This is a genomic window from Methyloversatilis universalis FAM5, from assembly GCF_000214035.2.
GTDB lineage: Bacteria > Pseudomonadota > Gammaproteobacteria > Burkholderiales > Rhodocyclaceae > Methyloversatilis > Methyloversatilis universalis.
Map to the genome: position 1 here is coordinate 268,544 of NZ_AFHG01000030.1, position 20,335 is coordinate 288,878.

Sequence of the window (20,335 nt, forward strand, 5' to 3'; positions counted from 1 at the left end):
GAAATGTCGTGAAACGCATGGGTACAGGAGTGCGCACCGCGCTGACGGCGGTGCTGGCGGGAACGTCGATGCTGGCGCAGGCGGCCAGCCTGTCCGGCAGCTTTACCGCCGACGATTACGCGACGGTCTATCTGTCGACCGATCTGGTGGCGGATGCCAGCGAAATCATCAGCGACAAGCAGACCACCTGGGGCGGTACGCAGACTTTTTCGGGCGTCGCCCTCACGCCGGGACAGAACTACTACCTGCTGGTGCTGGCGCGTAACGTGTTCAGCGGTCCGGCCATGTTCGTCGGCGATTTCGCCCTCACCGGAGACGGCTTCAGGTTCTCGAACGGTGGTCAGGCCCTGCTTACCAACACGACCAACTGGACGGTGAACGAAAGCGGCTTCGGCGCGGCGGGACAAACGCCGGTCAGCCTCGGCACCAACGCATCGCTGCAGATCTGGGGTGCGCGTCCGGCTATTTCGGGTGATGCCGAAGCGGTGTGGGCCTATTACGCCGACTGGGCGAACGGCTATAACGGCCCGGCCTATTTCGTCACCCAGATCACGGCCGTGCCTGAACCCGCTGCGTTCGCGATGTTCGCTGCCGGACTGGGCGTACTGGGAACGATCGCCCGCCGCCGTCGCGTCTGAGCGGACCGTTGTTCGCCCGAAAGGCTCGCCGCATGGCGGGCCTTTTTCGTTCACGACTCGTTCAGCGATGCAGGGTGCGCTCGCTGCGCCGGGCGAAATAGAACCACTCGTTGCCCGGCGTGGCCGACGGATTCGGGAACACGATGAAGCCGTCGCGCGGTGCGCGCACTTCGCTGCCGTCCTCGCGCGTGCCGATGAGGTCGCCCGCCGCGACCGGATCGAAACTGGCCCAGGGGCGCGCGAAGGTATCGCCGGCGTGCAGGCGGTCGATCACTTCGGTCAGCTTGAGCAGTTCCACATCCGGGCGCGCGGGCGGCGCCGGCTCGTCGGTCAGACCGAGGTGGGCCAGCGTGTTGCGGATGGCCCGCCACGCGAAGTCCGGTGCGATCGGGTCTTCGTGCTGGCCGCATTCCAGCGTGATCGCATAGCCACCCATGCGGCGCATGTATTCGGTGGTGCCGACACCGTAATCCGGGTCGGTGCTGAGCAGGTGCGCCCGTTCCGACGGCGCGGTGCGCGCCAGACGCGTGCGTACGCCTGCCGCATAGGTGTCCAGCCAGCCTTCGACCAGCCGGCGCGCCCCCAGTCGCAGCGCCATCGCCTCTTCTGCTGCCGCTTGGGCGAAGGGTTCCAGCGCGCCGCCGTTGTTCTCCGGGCCCAGCATCGCGAACGGCTCGCCGCCGGTGTGGAAGGAGTGCAGGTCGAGCAGCACCTCGTGCGCTGCCAGCAGCGGGCACAGCGCGTTGGCGATGCGGTCCTCGTAATCCTGCGGATCGCTCTTCGGCCCGAGATTGCGGTTCAGGTTGCGGTCACCGGCCCGCTGCCCGCGCAGATAGGCGAGCGGATTGGTGACCGGCACGAAGGTGACACTGCCGCGCAGGATGCGCAGTTCGCCGCGGTCGAGTTCGCCGAGGATGCGGGCGATGCCCTGGGTGCCGCAGGTTTCGTTGCCGTGGACTGCGCCCAGCACCAGCAGGCGCGGGCCGGTGTCGAGGCCGTGGTAGGCGTGGGTGCGGAGGCTGGTCAGGTTCATGAGCTGCACGAGAGGGCTGAACAGCCGGGCTTGTGTCGCGCCCACTCCGGGCGGCGCCCGGCGAGATCGTCGAATTCCGGCTGTTCGTCGTAGGGGCGCCGCATCATCTTCAGCAGGCGCTCGATCATGCCGGTGTCACCGGCGGTGGCATCGTCGATCGCGCGCTGGGCCAGCCAGTTGCGGACGACGTATTTCGGATTGGTCGCGTTCATGCGCGCGATGCGCGCAGCGTCCGGTTCGCCGCCGGCCGAGATGCGGGCTGCCCACTGCTGCAGCCAGCCGAGCAGGGCACGGCCGTGGTCGGCGGACGGACCGTCGCCGCTGTAGAAAGCGGCGTGCAGCGGGGCCAGTGCGGCGGCGTCTCCCGCCGCCGCGGCCGCGAGCGGCACGCCGGCCAGCTGGCGGAAGAAGATCGTGAAATCGCATTCCTCTTCCTGCAGCAGCAGGAAGAGCCGGCTGCGCATGTCGGCATCGGCGTCGTCGCCGGCCGCCGGCATCGGCAGGCCCAGCTTGTTGGCCAGCATGGCGGTCCAGCCGTCGGAAAAGGTCTGTTCGTAGCCTTCGAGCGCGGCATCGATCGCGTCGCGGTCGTCGATCAGCGGCGCGAGCGCGGCGGCGAGTCGGGTAAGGTTCCAGTAGCCGATCTGCGGCTGGCGGCCGTAGCAGTAGCGGCGGCCCTGGGCGTCGGTGGTGTTCGGCGTCCACATCATGTCCACGCCCTCCAGCCAGCCGTAGGGACCGTAGTCGATGGTGAGGCCGAGGATGGACATGTTGTCGGTGTTCATCACGCCATGCACGAAGCCGACCCGCATCCACTCGACCATCAGCGTCGCGGTGCGCCGGCAGATTTCGGCGAACCAGTCGGCGTAAGAGCCGATGCCCGGGTAGTGGTGGGTCATCACCCAGTCGGCCAGCTGGCCCAGCAGCGCGGTTTCGTCGTGCGAGGTCAGGATTTCGAAGTGACCGAAGCGCACGAAGCTGGGCGCGACCCGGCACACGATGGCGCCCGGTTCGTTCTCCGGCCGGCCGTCATAGAACATGTCACGCACCACGGTGTCGCCGGTGGCGACCAGGCTGAGCGCGCGGGTGGTCGGAATGCCGAGGTGGAACATCGCCTCGCTGCACAGGAATTCGCGCACCGACGAACGCAGCACCGCCCGGCCGTCGGCCCGGCGGGAGTAGGGCGTGGGGCCGGCGCCTTTCAGCTGCAGTTCCTGCCGCTGACCGTGCGTGTCGAACATTTCGCCCAGCGTGATCGCGCGGCCATCGCCGAGCTGGCCGGCCCAGTTGCCGAACTGATGGCCGCCATAGCGCGCGGCATAGGGCTGCATGCCGGGCAGGATGCGGTTGCCGGCCAGCGCCTCGACCGCGGCGTCGCGTCGCGCCGGGCGCGCGAGACCGAGCTGCGCGCCCAGATCGTCGGACCAGCCCAGCAGCTGCGGGTCGGCCACCGGCGTCGGCGGCGTGAAGCTGTAGGCGGCGCCCGGCACCTGACGCGAGCGGATTTCGGTCGACGGATCGGCCGGCAGGCTGCGCACGAACAGGTTGTCGAACTCGATTTCGTCGAGGCGTCTGGAAGCTGCGGACATCGGCTGCGGTATGTGTTCAGGAGACGGCATTGTGAGCGAAGCGGCGGGTCAGGGGTTCATTGCGTGTGCAGGATGCCCAGCCACTGTGTCAGCCGTGTCGCATCGATGCCCCGGGTGATGCACACCACGGTCGATCCGTTCGCCGGCGCGTCCAGGCTGTCCGGCGGATACAGCGTGTGCTGCACGCCATGCACGACCTGGGCACGGTGTTCGCCAGCGATGTCGAGCACCGCCTTCATGCGCAGCAGCGCCGGGCCGGCCACGGTCGGCCAGGCGTCCAGCCAGGCCTGCACCCGCTCGGGCGCGAGCGGTGTGTCCACGGTGAAACTGTCGCTGCGCACCGCATGCACCTGCTCCGCAGTGGGCGGTGGCAGGCTGCGCAGTCTGAGCGTGCCCGGGGGCGTCAGCAGCGCCGGGGTGAGTGCCTCGGCCTGCAGATCGGTCTGCTGCGCGAACGGATTCAGGCGGCCAAGCAGCGCCTGCAGCGCGGCCACCTGCGCCGGGGCCGCCTGATCGGTCTTGGCGATCAGCAGCCGGTCGGCGGCGGCGATCTGCAGCAGGGCTTCGGGCTGCGCCGCGAGCGTGGCTTCGCCCTGGAAGGCGTCGACCACGGTGAGCGTGCAGGCGAGGCGGTAGCGTTCGGCAATGCGCGGGTCGGTGGCCAGCGTGCGCAGCACCGGTGCCGGATCGGCCAGGCCGGTGGTTTCGATCACCACCCGCTCGAACTGCCGGCGGCCGCCGCGGGCGAAGCGCCAGTGCGCTTCGCGCAAGGTCTGCGCGAGGTCGCCGCGCAGCGCGCAGCACACGCAGCCGCCCGCCAGTTCGGTCACCACCTGTTCCGGCGCGTGGGTGACCAGCCTGTGGTCCAGCGCCGCGTCGCCGTACTCGTTGATGATGACCAAGGTATCGGCCATTACCGGCCGGGTCAGCAGCCGGTTCAGCAGCGTGGTCTTGCCGGCGCCGAGAAAGCCGGTGAGCAGCACCACCGGAATGCGTGGCGCGCTCATGGCGCCGCACCTTCGAGCAGCGCGGCCCGGGTGCGCGGGCTGTCCAGCTGCTGCAGCCACCAGTCAAGCGCCCGCCCGCGCTGCGCACCGCTGCGCCACGCGATGGCGAACTGCGCCACCTTGTCTTCGGCGGTGCGCTTCACCACCAGTTCGCCGCGTTCGACATGCGGGCGCACCCGCGCCTCCGGCAGGAAGCCACAGCCCAGACCGCGCAGTTGGGCGGCGATCTTCATGTCCAGCGTGGGCACGGTGAGCACGTCCTGACCGGGCAGCAGATTGCGGGTGGTCGGCGACAGGCGGAGCGCGCTGTCGGCGATCGCGACCGCGCGGTGCATGCGGATCATGGCCGGGTCCAGCGGCTCGGGCAGCCGCGCCAGCGGATGGTGCGGAGCGACCGCGAACACGAAGCGGATGTCGCCCAGCGGCATCACCTGCAGGCCGGTGTTGCGGGTGTCGTCGGCGTCCACGCCGATCGCCAGATCGGCTGCACCGGACAGCAGCGCCTCCCAGGTGCCGGACAGCACCTCCTGTCGCAGCCGGATGCGGGTGGGCGGCGGCAGGCGGGCGGTGTCACGCTGGGCGTAGAAGGCGTCGACCAGGTCGAGCAGGGTATGCGGGCACATGAGCGCGTTGGCGGCGATCGCGAGCTGGCCTTCCCAGCCGCTGGCGACCCGCTTCACACGGCTGGCCACCGCGTCGATCTCCAGCAGCAGGCGGCTGCCTTCGTTCAGCAGTTCGCGTCCGGCCGGCGTGAGTACCGCGCTGCGGCTGGCGCGATCGAACAGCAGCACGTCGAGCGCGTCCTCTAGCTGGCGCACGCTGTAGCTGAGCGCCGACGGCACCTTGCCGAGCGCGCGGGCGGCACCGGCGAAGCTGCCGGCTTCGGCGATGGTGGCGATCAGCCGGATGGCGTCCGGTGTCAGCGGGTGTTCGCGTTCGGTCATGGCGCGAGTATTCAAAAAATTTGAATGATGATATCAGCCCGCCGCGCCCATGGTGGCCGGGGCGCTGCGCAGAATGCAGTCATTGCCTGACAACACAGAGGAGATGGCCATGATCACCCTGCGCAAATCTTCAGAACGCGGCTTCGACGACCACGGCTGGGGTCAGTCACACTTCAGTTTCTCGTTCGCCGATTACTACGACCCGGCGCACATGGGCGTCGGCACGCTGCGCGCGCTGATGGAAGACACGATAGAGCCGGCCGGCGGTTTCGGCACCCACCCGCACCGCGACATGGAAATCGTCACCGTGGTGCTGGCCGGCGAACTGACCCACCGCGATTCGATGGGCAATACCGGCGTACTGCGCGCCGGCGACGTGCAGCGCATGAGCGCCGGCACCGGCGTGCTGCACAGCGAATACAACCACGCCGCCAGCACGCCGGTGCGCATGCTGCAGATCTGGCTGCTGCCGCGTTCGCGCGGCATCGCGCCGGGCTACGCGCAGAAGCATTTCGCCGACGCGGACCGCCGGGGTCGCCTGCTGCCGCTGGTGGGCGAGGCCGACGGTGCGCTGTCCATCCATTCCGACGTGACGCTGTATGCCACCCGGCTGGAGGAGGGCGATGCGCCGCTGGCGCACCGGATCGCCACCGGCCGTCGCGTCTATCTGCACCTGATCGAAGGCGAACTCGAGGTCAATGGCGTGCGGCTGCAGGGCGGCGACGCGCTCACCATCGAATCGGAAGATGAAGTCGTGCTGGAAGGCGGCCGCGCCGCCCATGCGCTGCTGTTCGACCTGGGCGCGCATCCGTAGCGCACCCGCGGTTTTCGTTGCTGTCTGCCCCGATCGTGTCATGGTCTGCGCGCGATGGGCTCGTCACTCGTAGCAGACCACCCTTTGAGGAGAACACCATGACCCAAGTTGCCATCGTCTATCACAGCGGCTACGGCCACACCCGTCGCATGGCGCAATCGGTCGCCGAAGGCGCCGCGAAGCACGCACAGGTTCACAGCATCGAGATCGACGCCGAAGGCAATGTGCCGGAGGCTGCATGGCAGACGCTGCTGGACAGCGATGCCATCGTGTTCGGCAGCCCGACCTATATGGGCAGCGTGTCCTGGCAGTTCAAGAAATTCGCGGATGCGACGTCCAAGCCGTGGTTCACCCAGCAGTGGAAGGACAAGCTGGCCGCTGGCTTCACCAATTCGGCTTCGATGAACGGCGACAAGCACTCGACGCTGCACTACCTCATGACGCTGGCGATGCAGCACAGCATGCTGTGGACGGGTACCGGCCTGATGCCGAGTAACAGCAAGGCCGCGACGCGCCAGGACGTGAACTACGTGGCGTCCTTCGCCGGCGCGATGGCCTCGACGCCGTCCGACGCGTCGGTGGAAGAAATGGTCCACGGCGATCTGAAGACCGCGGCGCTGTTCGGCGAGCGCGTCGCTCAGCAGGCCGCACGCGTGGCCGCGCGCTGATCGAGGAAGCGGGACGCTTCTCCGGGCGTCAGTACAGTTCGGGGAAGCGTTCCAGCCAGGTCCAGGCGATCGCCAGAACCACCACCACCAGACCGGTCCAGGTGCCGGTGACGAAGCAGCAGGCCGCCGGAATGACCAGACCGGCCACTTCGTCGAACAGCGTACCGAAGGTGAACCAGAGCGCGGTCAGCGCCAGCCACTTCAAGATGAAGCCCGGCAGATGACGCCGCATGGAGCGGTTGTGCCGGTAGCTCTGCGCACGCTCCATCCAGGAGCCACGGGTGCAGTTGCGGAAATAGAGGAAGGGCCAGATGTAGCGCCACCACAGGCGCAGCATGGACTCGGGCCGGACGCCCGGACCGCCGCCATTTCCTTCGTCAAGGCCGGTGGCGTGCCGGCCATCCCGATCGAAGCTCTGCATGTCCATGACGCATCCTCCCCGACACGATCCGTCCGGCTGTGGCGCCGGGACGTCCGGCCCGCAGGTTGCGGGCCAAGACCGTCATGGCCTGATTACGGCCGGACGGAATTCCGGGTTGAGGCGACGCGCCGGACAGGTCCGACCGCGCCGCTGATTACTTGATCGAAGCCTTCTGGCGCAGATCGTTCACGTGGTTCGCGATGGTCTGCTGTTCCAGACGCTGGGCGATCTGCGGCTTTGCTTCCTCGTACGACGGCAGCTTCAGGTCACGCACGTCTTCCAGCTTGATTACGTGGTAGCCGAAATCGCTGCGGATCGGCTGCGGCGTGAACTTGCCTTTTTCCAGCTTGACCAGCGCGTCGGAGAACGGCTTCACGTACTGCGCCGGCGCGCTCCAGCCGAGATCGCCGCCACGGTCCTTGGAGCCCGGATCTTCCGAATCCTTCGCCAGGTCCTCGAACTTCTCGCCGGCCTGCAGCTTGCCGATGATTTCCTTCGCCTTCTCCTCGGTCTTCACCAGGATGTGGCGGGCCTTGTATTCCTTGTTGCCCAGGCCGACCTTGATCTTCTCGTACTCGGCCTTGATGGTGTCCTCGCTCACCGGATGGGTGCGCATGTAATCCTGCAGATAGGCCTGGATCAGCACCGCCTGCTTGGCCAGTTCGGCCTGGTTCATCAGCGAGGCGTTCTTGTCCAGACCCTTGGCGGTTGCGGCCTGGGTCAGCACTTCGCGGCGGATCAGTTCCTCGCGGACCGCGGTGCGCAGCTGTTCGCCGTCCTGCTGGCCCTGGGCCAGCTGGTTCTTGATCATGACGTCGGCGCGGCCCTGCGGAATGCCCTTGCCGTTGACCGTCACCAGCACCCCGCCTTCGGCCGGGGCGGCGGCCGGCGCGGCCGGCTTGTCCTTGGCCTTCTGCTGCGCCATCGCCGGTGCGGCAAAGGCGGTGAGGGTGGCGAGGGTCAGGGCGGAAAGCATGTGTTTCATCGATTTACCTTTCGGGTGAAGTCCAGTCTTGCTGCTGCAGTATGCCCGTCCGTTCAGGCGGCAGGCGCGTCGTCCGGCGCGCGTGCGACGATGGACAGGGCGTGGATGTCTCGCTGCATCAGGTCGCCCAGTGCAGCATAGATGATGCGGTGGCGTTCCATCGTCCTTCGCCCCGAGAACTGCTCGGACACGATGGTGAGCCGATAGTGCCGTCCGCCCGAGCGCGCACCGGCATGACCTGCATGCAGGTGCGAGTCGTCGATCAGGTCGACCGCGGTGGGCGACAGCGCCGCGAGGCGCTCGCGTATCGCGGCTTCGATCCGGGCGGCGTCGCTCACGCGGGGAATACCTTGCGGAAGGGCTTGACCGTCATGCGGGCGAACACGCCTTCGGTCGTGTACGGATCTTCGTCCGCCCATTTCCGGGCGGCTTCCAGCGATTCGAATTCGGCCACGATGAGGCTGCCGGTGAAACCGGCCGCGCCCGGATCGCTGGCGTCCACCGCGGGCAGCGGACCTGCGATCAGCAGACGGCCTTCGTCCTGCAGCGCCTGCAGACGTGCAAGGTGGCCCGGGCGAGCCGCCATCCGCTTCTCAAGACTGTTCGGAATGTCTTCGCCCATCAATACGTAATACATGCAAACCTCGATTGGATCAGGAGTTCTTTTCTTCGATGTGACGGGACAGCATCAGGCCCTGGCCAAGCACGAACAGGAACATCAGGCCCATGCCGCCATAGAGCTTGAAGCTCACCCAGGTGTCTTCGCTGTAACTGTAGGCCACGTAGAGGTTCAGGATGCCCATGACCGCGAAGAAGGCAATCCATGAAAGATTGAGACGCGCCCAGACCGGCTCAGGCAGTTGCACCTGATCCTTCATCAGTGCGCGGATCAGGTTGCGCTTCATGAATAGCGCCGAGCCGGCCAGTGTCAGCGCGAACAGCCAGTACAGCACGGTGGGTTTCCACTTGATGAAGGTGGCGTCGTGGAAGAACAGCGTGGCACCGCCGAACACCACGATGATGGCCAGACTGATCCACAGCATGGTGTCCACCTTGCGCCCGCGGGCGATCAGCCAGAACACCTGGCCCAGGGTGGCAACGATGGCGACTGCGGTGGCGATCAGTATCGGTGCCTGACTGACGGCGATGCCGTCGCCGAGCAGCCGGGTGGCCAGTGCGTGGGATGCATCCGGCGATCCGCCGGCGAACTTGTAGGCTGCGAAAAAAAGCAGGACCGGCAGCAGGTCGAACAGGAATTTCATGGTGGCCGATTATGCCCGCTCATCCGCAAAGTTGTGCGTTCGGGGTCCGCTGCGCTGCAGCGAAATCGGGCATGGAACTGGCTAGGCGCGGAAAATATGTCCGGAGAGCGCGAGAATTCATGAAGAAAGTCCGCAGACCCGCTTGTGAAGCGCACGCGGCCTCACTATTATCCGCTCAGGTTTTCCCGCGCGCCCTTGCGTACAACCCAGTCAGTAGGAGACGTACATGAACAAAGCAGAACTGATCGAAGCCCTCGCCAAGAAAGCTGATGTTTCCAAGGCCGCCGCTGGCCGACTGCTCGACGGCTTCCTGGAATCCGTCACCACCGAACTGAAAAAGGGCGGCAAGGTCACTCTCGTGGGCTTCGGCACTTTCGCCACTGGCAAGCGCGCTGCCCGTACCGGCCGCAACCCGCGCACCGGCGCCACCATCAAGATCCCGGCAGCCAAGACTGCCAAGTTCACCGCAGGCGCTGCGCTGAAGAAGGCGATCAACAAGAAGTAATTCAGGATTCATGTCGCCGGCCGCCCGTGAGCAGGTGGCCGACGACAGGGCGCGATGCCCGGAAAGCTCCATGCATCGCAGCTCAGCCAGAAGGGCGTGCCGGATTCCGGTGCGCCCTTCTGTTTTTCCGCGCCGGCCCTGCGCCGCGAGCAGCGCGGGGTCAGGGCGGGCCGTCATCGGGCCGGTCGGCATCCAGACTGAGTGCAGCCGAATTGATGCAGTAGCGCTTGCCGCCCGGCTGCGGACCATCGCTGAATACGTGACCGAGATGCGCGGCGCAGTGCAGGCAATGCACCTCGGTGCGCCGGCCCAGCAGGCGTCTTTCCTCGCGCGTGCCGAGCGGCGCATCCGGCAGCGGCGCGCGGAAGCTCGGCCAGCCGGTGCCCGAATCGAACTTGCTTTCCGAACGGAACAGCGGCGCCCCGCAGCACACGCAGCAATAGGTGCCCGGTGTGCTGCAGTTCAGATAGCCGCCGCTGTAAGGGCGTTCGGTGCCCTGGCGGCGGGTGATGCGGTACTGCTCAACGGTCAGTCGGGCGCGCCACTCCGCCTGGCTGCGCAGTGCGGCATGCGCCTCGACCCGATCCCTGTCGTCTCTGTCCGGACGGTCCATCGAACGGCTCCTCCTGCCGGCGGTTCCGGCGGAGGCGGATGATACGCGCGACGGCGCTGCACGGTGAGCCGTGCTCCGTTACCATCAGCATCCTGTGTCTGACTGCTCCACCGTCCATGATCATCGTTCTGTCTCCGGCCAAGTCGCTGGATTACGAATCCCCGCTGCCCACCGAACGCGCCACCCGCCCCGATTTCCTGCAGCACTCTGCCGAACTGATCGAAGTCCTCCGGGCGAAAAGCCCCGCGGACATCGCGACCCTGATGTCGATTTCCGATCCGCTGGCCGCGCTCAACGTCGCACGCTATGCCGAATGGACGCCCGATTACGACGCCCCGCGCGGCCGGCAGGCGGTGTTCGCATTCAATGGCGACGTGTACGAGGGGCTGGACGCCGCCACGCTCGACCCTGACGCGCTCGACTGGCTGCAGGCGCACGTGCGCATCCTGTCCGGCCTGTACGGCGTGCTGCGCCCGCTCGATCTCATGCTGCCCTACCGGCTGGAAATGGGCACCCGGCTTGCCAATCCGCGCGGCAAGGACCTGTACGCCTTCTGGGGCGATCAGCCGGCACAGACGCTGAACGCGCTGTTCGAGAACGAAGCGCGGCCGGTGCTGGTCAACCTCGCCAGCGACGAGTACTTCAAGTCGGTGCGCCGCAAGGTGCTCAGGGCCGAGGTGATACAGCCGGTTTTCCAGGACTGGAAGGGCGGCGGCTACAAGGTGATCAGCTTCTTCGCCAAGCGTGCGCGCGGCCTGATGGCGCGCTACGCGGCCGAACACCGTATCGATCGACCCGAGGCGCTGCGCGACTTCGCGGTCGATGGCTATGCACTGGCTCCGGAAGTGTCGACCGCGACCGAATGGATATTCAGAAGACGTCTCGACTGAGACCGATAACGACACCACCGAGGAGAACCACCGATGAAGCCCTTCCGCCTGTCCCGTGCGCTGCCCGTGCTGTTCGCGACGCTGGCCGCCTGTGCCCCCGCGCTTGCGCAGGACAATCAGTCCGACAAGCTCTTTCACGACTGCCGGGCCGCCTGGGCGGACAACAACATCGGGGCGGCCGACGAGCTCTGCTACAAGTCGCTGACCGCGCCTGACTTCAAGGACGTGCCTGCCGAGGCGCGTTCGCTGCGCATCTACAACTACGCGCAGCTCAAGCGCATGATCGGCAACTGGGAAGCGGCGGAAGAACTGCTGCTGGAGACGCTGGCGCTGGAAGAGGCGCGGGCGGGTGCCAAGCCGGATCTGCCGCTGGCACGCCGGCTGGCCGAGCTGTCGATCGCCTACGCGGCGCAGGGCAAGTGGCCGGAGGGCATCGATGTCGTCCAGCGCATGATGCCTGTGGCCGATCAGTTCAAGGGTGGCGAGCGCGCCGCGGTCGCCGAAATCTTCCGCAACTACGTGCCGCAGGTCGCGGCCGCCGGCCGCACTGAGCTGGCGCGTCAGCTCAACGATTTTTCGGAGAGCGCCCCGGCACCGGAACCGGCCTTCATCCAGCGCTGACAGGGCGGACGGGCCTCTCCCGGCCGAGTCGCGGTAAAGTAGCGCCGCCTTCATTCGCGCTTGCCGCCTGCCAGAGGAGATGCCCGTGACCGATCCCGACAATCCGCTGCGACGTGATTTCCTGCGCGGCGCCGGCGCCGCCGGCTTTGCGCTGGCGGTGCAGCCGGTACTCGCCCAGCAGGTGATCAGCACTCCGGATGCCGGACTGCGTACCGGGGTATCTACGGTTGCAGCGATGGACGGACAGACGCTGCCGCTGTTCTACGCGCGGCCGGATCGCAGCGGGCAACCGCCGGTCGTGCTGGTGGTGTCGGAAATATTCGGCGTGCACGAACACGTGCGCGACATCTGCCGCCGCTTCGCGCACGCCGGCTATCTGGCCGTGGCGCCCGAGCTTTTCTTCCGCCAGGGCGATCCGTCGGCGATGGATAACGTGCAGCAGATACTTGAACGGGTGATCGCCCGGGTACCGGACGCGCAGGTGATGGCCGACCTCGACCGCTGCGTGGACTGGGCGCAGGGCGAGGGTGGCGATGTCGCCCGGCTGCACGTCACCGGCTATTGCTGGGGCGGCCGCATCACCTGGCTGTACGCCGCGCACCGGCCGTCGCTGCGTTCGGGCGTGGCCTGGTACGGGCGGCTGCGCGGCAACGCGAGTACGCTGACGCCCACGCATCCGATGAATCTGACCGAACAGCTGCAGGCGCCGGTGCTGGGCCTGTACGGCGGTCAGGACGCGGGCATACCGAACGCCGATGTCGAGGCGATGAACGCTGCGCTGGCGGCGTCCGCTTCGCCGGCCGCGCGCGCGTCTCACATCGTGCTCTACCCGGATGCGCAGCACGCTTTCCACGCCGACTACCGCCCGAGCTATCGCGCCGCCGATGCGGCCGATGCATGGCGACGCTGCCTCGAATGGATGAATAGCCGCGGCGGCGCCTGAGCGACGCACAGGGTCGGCCCTGTGCCGTCCCCGCTCGCGCGTGACCTGACTTCAGTGCGGGCCGTGCGCCAGGCCCAGCGACACCGTGGCCTTGGCGTGGGTGAGGTCGCGTGCCGCGCCACTGCCGTACAGGCACGCCGCCACCTGATTCAGCACCGGCTGTGGAATCGCCCGCTGACCGTCCAGCATTTCACGGATGCAGCGCGCGGTGGCGTCCACGTCGCTGGCTGGTGGCAGCGGGTTGGTCAGCGGCAGCGCGCCGTTTTCCGCCTCGAACAGCGTGCGCGAGGTCATGCGTTCGAACAGTTCGATGCGCGGCCGACGCAGCGGGTCGGCGAAGCCGTCGTCATCCGGTGCCCGCATCAGCAGCGCCTGCTCCGGCGAGCGGAGGAAGGTGTCCTGCAGACGCGACAGCAGCTGCGGATCGGCGACGCAGATGACCCGCAGGCTGTGCAGGGGTGCCGGATCGAGCAGCTTGGCCACCACGTGCGCGGTATTGCGGTGACCCATGCGGTCGCGCAGCCGGATCAGGCCGTCCAGTGCCGGATTCAGCACCTCGGTCGCCAGCACTGCGCAGCGGCCGGCGTGCAGCGTGTCCTGCGCTTCGTGCAGCGTGGCGCAGGGCAGGTGGCCCAGTCTTTCCAGCACGTCCAGACTGCCGGCGGGCGCGCCACGGCCGCTCAGGCCGTGGATCAGCACCGGCACGTCGAGCCGGGCCAGCATGATGGCCAGCAGCGGCATCAGATTCGGTGCCTGACCCGCCCGCGCGTAGCTCGGTATGACCACCATGCGCGGCAGGTGGGGCGGCAGTTCCAGCGTGGGTACCCGCTCGTTCAGCGCGCGCGCGAAGCCGCGCAGCTCGTCCGCGGTTTCGTGTTTCCAGCGCAGGCTGGTGAGCAGCGCACCCAGTTCCAGTGCCGGAATGCGTCCGTCCAGCATGTCGGCGAACAGGCCGTGCGCCTCGTGTTCGGCCAGGTCGCGTGCATCGTCCGCACCGCGCCCGAGTGCGGACAGCATTTCGGTCAGGCTCTGTGGGCTCAGCATCGGATCGGGTGCTCCATCCTTGTCATGTTCGGGGTTACGCCGCCTGTCGCCCGGCGTCCAGCATGCGCTTGAGTTCGGGCACGCAGGAGCCGCAGGAGGTGCCGCAGCGCAGCGTGGTCTGCAGCGCGTCGAGATCGGCGCCGCCGGCGATGGCATGCGCGATGTCCGGCTCGGCCACGTCAAGACAGTTGCATATGATGCGGCCGCGGCTTTTCGCGGCCACCGGCGGCGTGGCCAGCGGCGCGAACAGCCAGCGCCGCAGGTCGGCGGTGGGCTGACGGCCGACCATCACCTCGCGCAGCCAGGCCGCGGCCACGGTTTCGCCGGTCAGGCGCATGCCGGTGAGCAGGCCGTCCTCGATCAGCGCGCGCTTGGTGATGTCGCGCCGGGCGTCGCGATAGACCAGACAGGCCGGATCGTCGAGGCCGCACACGCGGTCCAGTTCGCCCAGCCATTCATCCGGCAGCGGCTGGTCGTGCGCGATGCGCAGCACCAGTGCCGGCCGCTCGCGACCGGCCATGGACAGCGATGCGTAGGCGAAGCGGCCGAGCAGCGGCGCCAGCGCTTCCATGCGCAGCAGGGTCTGGCGCTGTGCCGCCTCGTCGCTCGCTTCGGTACGCAGCAGCAGGGCCTGGTAGGGCAGGTCGGCGCGGCTCACCTGAATCGCCGCGTGTTTGAGTTCCGGCTGTTTCGAGTGCGGGTCCACACGGCCTGCGGTCAGCGCGTTGGCGCCGCTGCTGGACAGCATGTTGCGGCCCCAGTGCATGGCGACGAATGCGCTCCCTGGGCGTTGCGCCTCGCTCGCGTGGGCGCGCAGCACGATCTGTCCGCGCCGGCTCTTTACCCGCACCAGATCGCCGTCCGCCAGACCGCGTCGCGCGAGGTCGTCGGCATGCAGTTCGACCCGCGCTTCGTCGACATGGCTGTACAGCCGGGCGACCTGCCCGGTGCGGCTCATGCAGTGCCAGTGGTCGCGCAGGCGGCCGGTGTTCAGGTGCAGCGGATAGCGGGCGTCGATCTTTTCCGCGGTGGTGGCGGTGGTCGGCACCACGAAGCGCGCACGTCCATTGGGCGTGGCGAAGTGCCGCTCGGTGTAGAGGCGCGGCGTGCCGCTGCGCGCGCCGTCCGGGAAGGGCCACTGCTGCGGTCCGATGCGGTCGAGCAGGGCGTGTGACAGCCCGCTGATGTCGAGATCGCGGCCGCGCGTGCTTTCAGCGTGTTCGGCGAACACTTCGGCCGCGCTGGCGTACGGGAACAGCGTGGCGCTGTCCTTGCCCAGACGCGGGCCGAGCAGGTGCGCGAAGTCGCGGACGATGAGCCAGTCGGCGCGCGCCTCGCCCGGCGCCGGCAGCGCCGGCTGCACATGGGTGATGCGGCGTTCGGAATTGGTGACCGTGCCGTCCTTCTCGCCCCAGGTGGTGGCCGGCAGCAGCAGGTCGGCGAAGGCCGCGCTTTCGGTGCTGCGGCTGGCGTCCTGCACGACGACGAATTCGGCCGCCTGCAGCGCCTCGACGATGCGCGCCTGATCCGGCATCGAATGGGCGGGATTGGTGCAGGCGATCCAGACCGCCTTCACCCTGCCGTCGCGCACCGCGTCGAACAGTTCCACCGCTGTCAGTCCGGGTTTCGCCGGCACGTCGGGCACGCCCCAGAAGCGGGCCACCTCGTCGCGGTCGGCCGGGCTGGCGAGATCGCGGTGCGCCGACAGCAGCGTGGCCATGCCGCCGACCTCGCGGCCGCCCATCGCGTTCGGCTGGCCGGTCAGAGAGAAGGGGCCGGCACCCGGGCGGCCGATCTGACCGGTGGCCAGATGCAGCGCGATCAGCGCGGTGCCATTGTGGGTGCCGTGGTGAGACTGATTCAGCCCCTGGCACCACATCGACATCGCGGCCTTCGATTCGCCGAACCAGCGCGCGGCGGTCACGATGTCCTCGCTGCGCAGGCCGCATATTTCCGAGGCGATGGCCGGCGTGATGTCGCGCACGTGGCGCCGCAGTTCGGGAAAGCCTTCGGTGTGCGCGGAAATGAAGCGCTCGTCGGCAAGACCCTCCCACAGCAGCACGTGCAGCATGGCGCTGTACAGCCAGATGTCGGTACCTGGCAGCAGCGGCAGGTGCAGGTCGGCGTCGGCCGCGGTGTCGGTGCGGCGCGGGTCGACCACGATCATCTTCATCGCCGGATTCGCCTTGCGGGCATCCTCGATGCGGCGATACACGATGGGGTGGGCGTAGGCCGGATTGCCGCCGGCGATCAGCAGGCAGTCGGTGTGGTCGATGTCCTCGTAGGAACAGGGCGGCGCGTCGGCGCCCAGCGTCTGCTTGTAGGCGGTGACCGCCGAACTCATGCACAGCCGCGAATTGGTATCGACGTTATTGGTGCCGATCAGCCCCTTGGCCAGCTTGTTGAAGACGTAGTAGTCCTCGGTCAGCAGCTGGCCCGATATGTAGAAGGCGACCGCGTCCGGTCCGTGCTCGCGGATGATGGCGGCGAAGCGGTCGGCCGCGTGCTCGAGTGCCGTGTCCCAGCTGACCCGGGTACGCGGCAGTTCTCGCGTGGCGCGCAGTTCCGGGTGCAGCGCGCGCGTTTCCTGGCGCGCGCTCAGGTGCAGGGTCGAGCCCTTGGTGCACAGCCGCCCGAAGTTGGCCGGATGTTCCGGGTCGCCGCGCACGCCGGTGATCCGGTCGCGGTCGTGCTCGATGATGACGCCGCAGCCGACACCGCAGTAGCAGCAGGTCGAGCGGGTTTCGTGTGTATGCATGCTCATGTCTGTCTCCGGGAGACTTTTAGCAAGGGGTATGCCACGCTGATGACAGCAGGCCTGAAGGCGATTGCTGGCCGATTGGCGTTGTATTGACGTCCTGAAGGGGCGGTCGGCACCGCGGTGCGCTCCGCTGCGGGGCGCCGCACCGGCTGCGTGCATGGGACTGGTGCGCCCGGGTCAACGCAGCAGCAGGCACAGCAGCAGGATGTTGCCGATCAGCGACAGCGCCAGCAGCGCGCGCAGCAGGCGCAGCGGCATGCGCTCGACCAGCGGTGGCCGCCGCGGCAGCGCCAGTGGGCGGTGGGCGCCGCGCTCGAGCGCGAGCAGGCATTCTTCTGCGGTTTCGAAACGCGCCGACGGCTCACGCGCGATCGCCTTCAGCAGCACCGCTTCCAGCCATTCCGGAATGTCCGGCCGATAGCGCGTGGGCGGCACCGGTTCGCCGAAGCGCGGACGCTGGAAGGGTTCGATCTCGCCCCAGGGATAGTGCCGGGTGAGCAGCTGGTAGAGCGTGACGCCGAGCGCGAACAGATCGCTCGATTCGCTGGCGGGGCGGCCTTCGAACAATTCCGGAGCCATATAGCTGGGCGTGCCCGGATTGTTGATTTCCTTGAAGTCCTCGCCGTCCGACGCGGCGACGCCGAGGTCGAGCACGCGCAGCACGCCCTGGCTGTCGAGATGTAGGTTGTCCGGCTTGATGTCGCGATGGACGATGCCCAGCCGGTGCAGCGTACCGAGTGCGCGCAGCACGCTGCACCCCAGTTTCACCACCTGTTCGATGTCGAAGTGGTGACCTGCGTCGAGGCGGGCGCGCAGGCTGGCGCCCTCGTGCCAGGTCATCAGGTAGTACAGCCGGCTGCGCGCGCGGTGCGCGATCACCTGCGGAAACTGCGGCGATACCACTCGGCGCGCCAGCCATTCTTCATGCACCAGCGCGGCGATCGCGTCCGGGTCGGCGCCGTCGCGCAGCGTCTTCAGCACGCGTGCGTCGCCGCTTTCGAGTTCGGTCACGCGGTAGAGCAGGGTGAGGCGCGATTCATGCAGCACCGCGTCCACCCGCAGACCGTCCAGTTCGTCGCCGACATTGAGCCGCGGCGGTAGCGACAGCCTGACTGCTTCGGCCAGGCGGTCGCGCAGCGCGGCCTGCGGCAGGCTGTCCACCCGGGCGACCAGCGCGGTGCAGTTGTCGTGGGCGCCCTGCGCTTCCGCCTGCATGACCAGCGCTGCCGCCAGCGCATCCGGATCCCCGCCCTGCGCCAGCACGCCGGCGATGCCGCCATCGCCCAGCGTGTTCCAGACGCCGTCGCTCATCAGCACGAACAGGTCGCCGGCCTCGATTTCGCCATCGGCGTGATCCACGGCCAGGCGCGCGTCCAGGCCCACTGCCCGGTGCAGCACGTTGGACAGTTCCGGATGGGCCCAGGTGTGGTCTTCGGTCAGCCGGGTGAGGTCACGGTCGCGATACAGGTAGATGCGCGAATCGCCGACATGCGCCAGATGCCAGCGGGTGCCGCGCAGCACCAGCGCCGACAGCGTGGTGGCCATGCCGGCGGTTTCGCGGGTGCGGGCGGCGTGCGCCACCAGCCAGCGGTTGAGCGCGCCCAGCACCTGGTCGATCGCCTGCGCGATGCTCCAGGTGTCCGGCGTCGCGTAGTAGTCGTTCAGCAGGCCGCGCACCGTGAACTCCGCCGCCTCGCGCCCCTTGGCGTGGCCACCGACGCCGTCGGCGACCGCCAGCAGCATGCCCTTGGCGTCCAGCGTTTCACCGGTCGGCGTGACCGCGCCGGCGAAGTCCTCGTTGCGCGGCCGCGGCCCGGTGATCGAGCACTGGCCGATGGATATCGCGAGCGTCATCGCCCGGCCCCGGTCAGATCCGTGCCGATGTCAGGTGGGCCGCACCCCAGGTGGTGCGCCAGCGGTTTTTCACGCTGCTCAGGCCGATCAGGGCCGCGACCGCCAGCAGCGCGAACACCACGAAGCCGCCCTGATAGCTGCCGGTCACCTCGCGCGACCAGCCGAGCGAAGACGCCAGATAGAAGCCGCCCACGCCGCCGGCCATGCCGACCAGACCGGTCATGACGCCGATTTCGCGGCGGAAGCGCTGCGGCACCAGCTGGAACACCGCACCGTTGCCCATGCCCAGCGCCAGCATGGCGCCGACGAACACCATCACCGCCATCCACGCCTGCGGCAGGCCGAAGCTCACGCCGAACAGGAAGGCGGCCGCGATCACATACATCGCGCTCAGCGTGCGGATGCCGCCGATGCGGTCGGCGAGGTTGCCGCCTATCGGGCGCACCAGCGAGCCGGCGAACACGCAGGCGGCGGTGAAGTAGCCGGCGGTTTTCGGTTCCAGTCCGTACTGGGTGTTGAAGTAGATGGTGAGCGAGGACGCCAGACCGACGAAGCCGCCGAAGGTGACGCTGTAGAAGAACATGAACCACCAGGCGTCGCGGTCCTTCAGCACCTTGAGATATTCGGCGAAGGTCTTGGGCGGCGGGCATTCCGGCGCGTCTTTCGCGACCAGCAGATAGACGATGAACACCGCGACCAGCGGGATGAGCGCCAGGCCGAACACATTGGTCCAGCCGAACACCATGGCGAGGCCGGGCGCGAACAGCGCGGCGAGCGCGGTGCCGGAGTTGCCGGCGCCCGCGATGCCCAGTGCCGTGCCCTGGTGTTCCGGCGGGTACCAGCGCGAAGCCAGCGGCAGCGCCACCGCGAAGGCGGCACCGGCGAAGCCGAGGAAGCAGCCGAGCAGCAGCGCCTGTTCGTAGCTGTGGATGCCGAACTGCCAGGCGACGAACAGCGCGCCGATCACGATGATCTGACCGATGGCGCCGGCCTTCTTCGGCTGCAGGTGGTCGACCAGCACGCCCATCAGCATGCGCAGCAGCGCGCCGGCCAGTACCGGCACCGCCACCATGAAGCCCTTCTGCGCGTGGGTGAGATGGAGATCCTGGGCGATCTGCACGCCCAGCGGGCCGAGCAGCACCCACACCATGAAGGCGAGATCGAAGTAGAGAAAGGCGGCGAACAGCGTGGGCGTATGGCCGGCCTTGAGAAATGCTTTCCTGTCCATCGGTGGATGACCTCCCCGTCATCAATCCGGTCTGCGCGCATCCGTGCGGGCAGCCGTACTCGGGATAGTGGTGATTCGGATCGCTGCGACGGCGTTCGCCGTCACAGGTATTGCGCGCCTCAGCGGACCTCTGCGGACCTCAGGCCTTCAGCAGCACCTGGCCGTTCTCGACCTTCACGTCGAAGCCGCGCGTGCAGCCGACGTCGGGCGCAACCGCCTCGCCCGATTCCAGCCTGATCTTCCAGCTGTGCAGCGGACAGGTGACCGTGTCGCCATGCACGATGCCCTGCGACAGCGGGCCGCCCTTGTGCGGGCACTTGTCGTGCACGGCGAACACGCGGTCGCCGTCAGTGCGGAAGATCGCGATATCGCCGGAATCGGCCGTGACGACGCGCGAGCCCAGCAGCGGGATGTCTTCGAGCGCGCACACGTGCGCCCAGGTGGAGGTTTCGGTGCTCATGAGGGTTCCTGTATGGGTATCTGGGGGCTAGGGGCTAGGGGCTAGGGGCTAGGGG

At 68.0% G+C, this 20,335-nt stretch carries 22 protein-coding genes; 7 read left to right on the top strand and 15 right to left on the bottom strand.

From position 1 onward, the window contains the following. The first annotated feature begins 17 nt into the window (after positions 1-17). Positions 18-638: a PEP-CTERM sorting domain-containing protein gene (locus tag METUNV1_RS04150; protein WP_232416344.1), complete on the top strand. Its 621-nt coding sequence runs from the start codon at positions 18-20 to the stop codon at positions 636-638. 61 nt (positions 639-699) lie between these two features. Here METUNV1_RS04150 and METUNV1_RS04155 read toward each other — a convergent pair whose 3' ends face one another. Genes METUNV1_RS04155 through METUNV1_RS04170 form a run of 4 tightly spaced genes read right to left on the bottom strand, consistent with a single transcriptional unit; the run spans position 700 to position 5,211 of the window. Continuing rightward, the gene (locus METUNV1_RS04155) at positions 700-1,671 is read right to left on the bottom strand and encodes a M14 family metallopeptidase (RefSeq protein WP_008059155.1); all 972 of its coding nucleotides are present in this window, start codon (positions 1,669-1,671) and stop codon (positions 700-702) included. Continuing rightward, a complete protein-coding gene (locus tag METUNV1_RS04160; RefSeq protein ID WP_008059156.1) occupies positions 1,668-3,260 on the bottom strand; it encodes a protein adenylyltransferase SelO in 1,593 nt (530 codons plus the stop codon). Before METUNV1_RS04160 ends, METUNV1_RS04155 begins: the two co-directional genes overlap by 4 nt. Before the next feature lie 56 nt (positions 3,261-3,316). Beyond that, entirely contained in the window at positions 3,317-4,267 is a 951-nt protein-coding gene (locus tag METUNV1_RS04165) for a CobW family GTP-binding protein (RefSeq protein ID WP_008059157.1), read from the bottom strand. Further along, positions 4,264-5,211 carry a LysR family transcriptional regulator gene (locus METUNV1_RS04170; protein WP_008059158.1) on the bottom strand — a complete coding sequence of 316 codons (948 nt, stop codon included), beginning with the start codon at positions 5,209-5,211 and terminating at the stop codon, positions 4,264-4,266. The genes METUNV1_RS04165 and METUNV1_RS04170 overlap by 4 nt, the downstream gene beginning before the upstream one ends. Before the next feature lie 109 nt (positions 5,212-5,320). Here METUNV1_RS04170 and METUNV1_RS04175 point away from each other — a divergent pair, with 109 nt between their 5' ends. After that, positions 5,321-6,025, top strand: coding sequence for a pirin family protein (locus METUNV1_RS04175; protein WP_008059159.1), 705 nt, complete (start codon positions 5,321-5,323; stop codon positions 6,023-6,025). A gap of 98 nt (positions 6,026-6,123) precedes the next feature. After that, a complete protein-coding gene (locus METUNV1_RS04180; RefSeq protein ID WP_008059160.1) occupies positions 6,124-6,693 on the top strand; it encodes a flavodoxin family protein in 570 nt (189 codons plus the stop codon). A gap of 28 nt (positions 6,694-6,721) precedes the next feature. On the opposite strand, the gene METUNV1_RS04185 is transcribed toward METUNV1_RS04180, so the two are convergent. The 5 genes from METUNV1_RS04185 to METUNV1_RS04205 all read right to left on the bottom strand — a co-directional run bounded on the left by METUNV1_RS04185 (position 6,722) and on the right by METUNV1_RS04205 (position 9,361). Continuing rightward, positions 6,722-7,120, bottom strand: a complete 399-nt coding sequence (locus tag METUNV1_RS04185; protein ID WP_008059162.1) for a hypothetical protein — start codon at positions 7,118-7,120, stop codon at positions 6,722-6,724. A gap of 148 nt (positions 7,121-7,268) precedes the next feature. After that, on the bottom strand, positions 7,269-8,099 hold the full coding sequence (locus METUNV1_RS04190; protein ID WP_043358982.1) for a peptidylprolyl isomerase: 831 nt from the start codon (positions 8,097-8,099) through the stop codon (positions 7,269-7,271). Positions 8,100-8,152: 53 nt separating this feature from the next. Continuing rightward, positions 8,153-8,437, bottom strand: coding sequence for a BolA family protein (locus METUNV1_RS04195; protein ID WP_008059164.1), 285 nt, complete (start codon positions 8,435-8,437; stop codon positions 8,153-8,155). Further along, a complete protein-coding gene (locus tag METUNV1_RS04200; protein ID WP_008059169.1) occupies positions 8,434-8,736 on the bottom strand; it encodes a YciI family protein in 303 nt (100 codons plus the stop codon). Before METUNV1_RS04200 ends, METUNV1_RS04195 begins: the two co-directional genes overlap by 4 nt. A 16-nt stretch (positions 8,737-8,752) precedes the next feature. Further along, entirely contained in the window at positions 8,753-9,361 is a 609-nt protein-coding gene (locus METUNV1_RS04205; RefSeq protein WP_008059171.1) for a septation protein A, read from the bottom strand. Positions 9,362-9,587: 226 nt separating this feature from the next. Between METUNV1_RS04205 and METUNV1_RS04210 the strand changes: the two genes are divergently transcribed. Then, entirely contained in the window at positions 9,588-9,866 is a 279-nt protein-coding gene (locus METUNV1_RS04210; RefSeq protein ID WP_008059173.1) for an HU family DNA-binding protein, read from the top strand. A 160-nt stretch (positions 9,867-10,026) separates the two neighbouring features. Here the strand turns inward: METUNV1_RS04210 and msrB are convergent, their stop codons facing one another. After that, positions 10,027-10,479 (bottom strand): peptide-methionine (R)-S-oxide reductase MsrB, encoded by a 453-nt coding sequence (msrB, locus tag METUNV1_RS04215; RefSeq protein ID WP_008059175.1) that lies wholly within the window; start codon positions 10,477-10,479, stop codon positions 10,027-10,029. Between the two features lie 116 nt (positions 10,480-10,595). Here msrB and yaaA point away from each other — a divergent pair, with 116 nt between their 5' ends. From yaaA to METUNV1_RS04230, 3 genes are all read left to right on the top strand, one after another. Further along, positions 10,596-11,369, top strand: coding sequence for a peroxide stress protein YaaA (gene yaaA, locus METUNV1_RS04220; protein WP_008059177.1), 774 nt, complete (start codon positions 10,596-10,598; stop codon positions 11,367-11,369). Positions 11,370-11,402: 33 nt separating this feature from the next. Next, a complete protein-coding gene (locus METUNV1_RS04225) occupies positions 11,403-11,990 on the top strand; it encodes a hypothetical protein (RefSeq protein WP_008059179.1) in 588 nt (195 codons plus the stop codon). Between the two features lie 79 nt (positions 11,991-12,069). Continuing rightward, positions 12,070-12,933, top strand: a complete 864-nt coding sequence (locus tag METUNV1_RS04230; RefSeq protein ID WP_242059650.1) for a dienelactone hydrolase family protein — start codon at positions 12,070-12,072, stop codon at positions 12,931-12,933. Between the two features lie 51 nt (positions 12,934-12,984). On the opposite strand, the gene ybiB is transcribed toward METUNV1_RS04230, so the two are convergent. From ybiB to nirD, 5 genes are all read right to left on the bottom strand, one after another. Then, the gene (gene ybiB, locus METUNV1_RS04235) at positions 12,985-13,977 is read right to left on the bottom strand and encodes a DNA-binding protein YbiB (protein WP_008059184.1); all 993 of its coding nucleotides are present in this window, start codon (positions 13,975-13,977) and stop codon (positions 12,985-12,987) included. A 34-nt stretch (positions 13,978-14,011) separates the two neighbouring features. Then, positions 14,012-16,741 (bottom strand): nitrate reductase, encoded by a 2,730-nt coding sequence (locus METUNV1_RS04240; protein WP_008059186.1) that lies wholly within the window; start codon positions 16,739-16,741, stop codon positions 14,012-14,014. Between the two features lie 174 nt (positions 16,742-16,915). Then, entirely contained in the window at positions 16,916-18,592 is a 1,677-nt protein-coding gene (locus tag METUNV1_RS04245; RefSeq protein WP_008059188.1) for a bifunctional protein-serine/threonine kinase/phosphatase, read from the bottom strand. A gap of 13 nt (positions 18,593-18,605) precedes the next feature. Next, complete coding sequence (locus METUNV1_RS04250; protein WP_008059189.1) at positions 18,606-19,820, bottom strand: nitrate/nitrite transporter; 1,215 nt, start codon at positions 19,818-19,820, stop codon at positions 18,606-18,608. A gap of 139 nt (positions 19,821-19,959) precedes the next feature. Next, a complete protein-coding gene (gene nirD / locus METUNV1_RS04255; protein ID WP_008059190.1) occupies positions 19,960-20,280 on the bottom strand; it encodes a nitrite reductase small subunit NirD in 321 nt (106 codons plus the stop codon). Positions 20,281-20,335 lie beyond the last annotated feature (55 nt).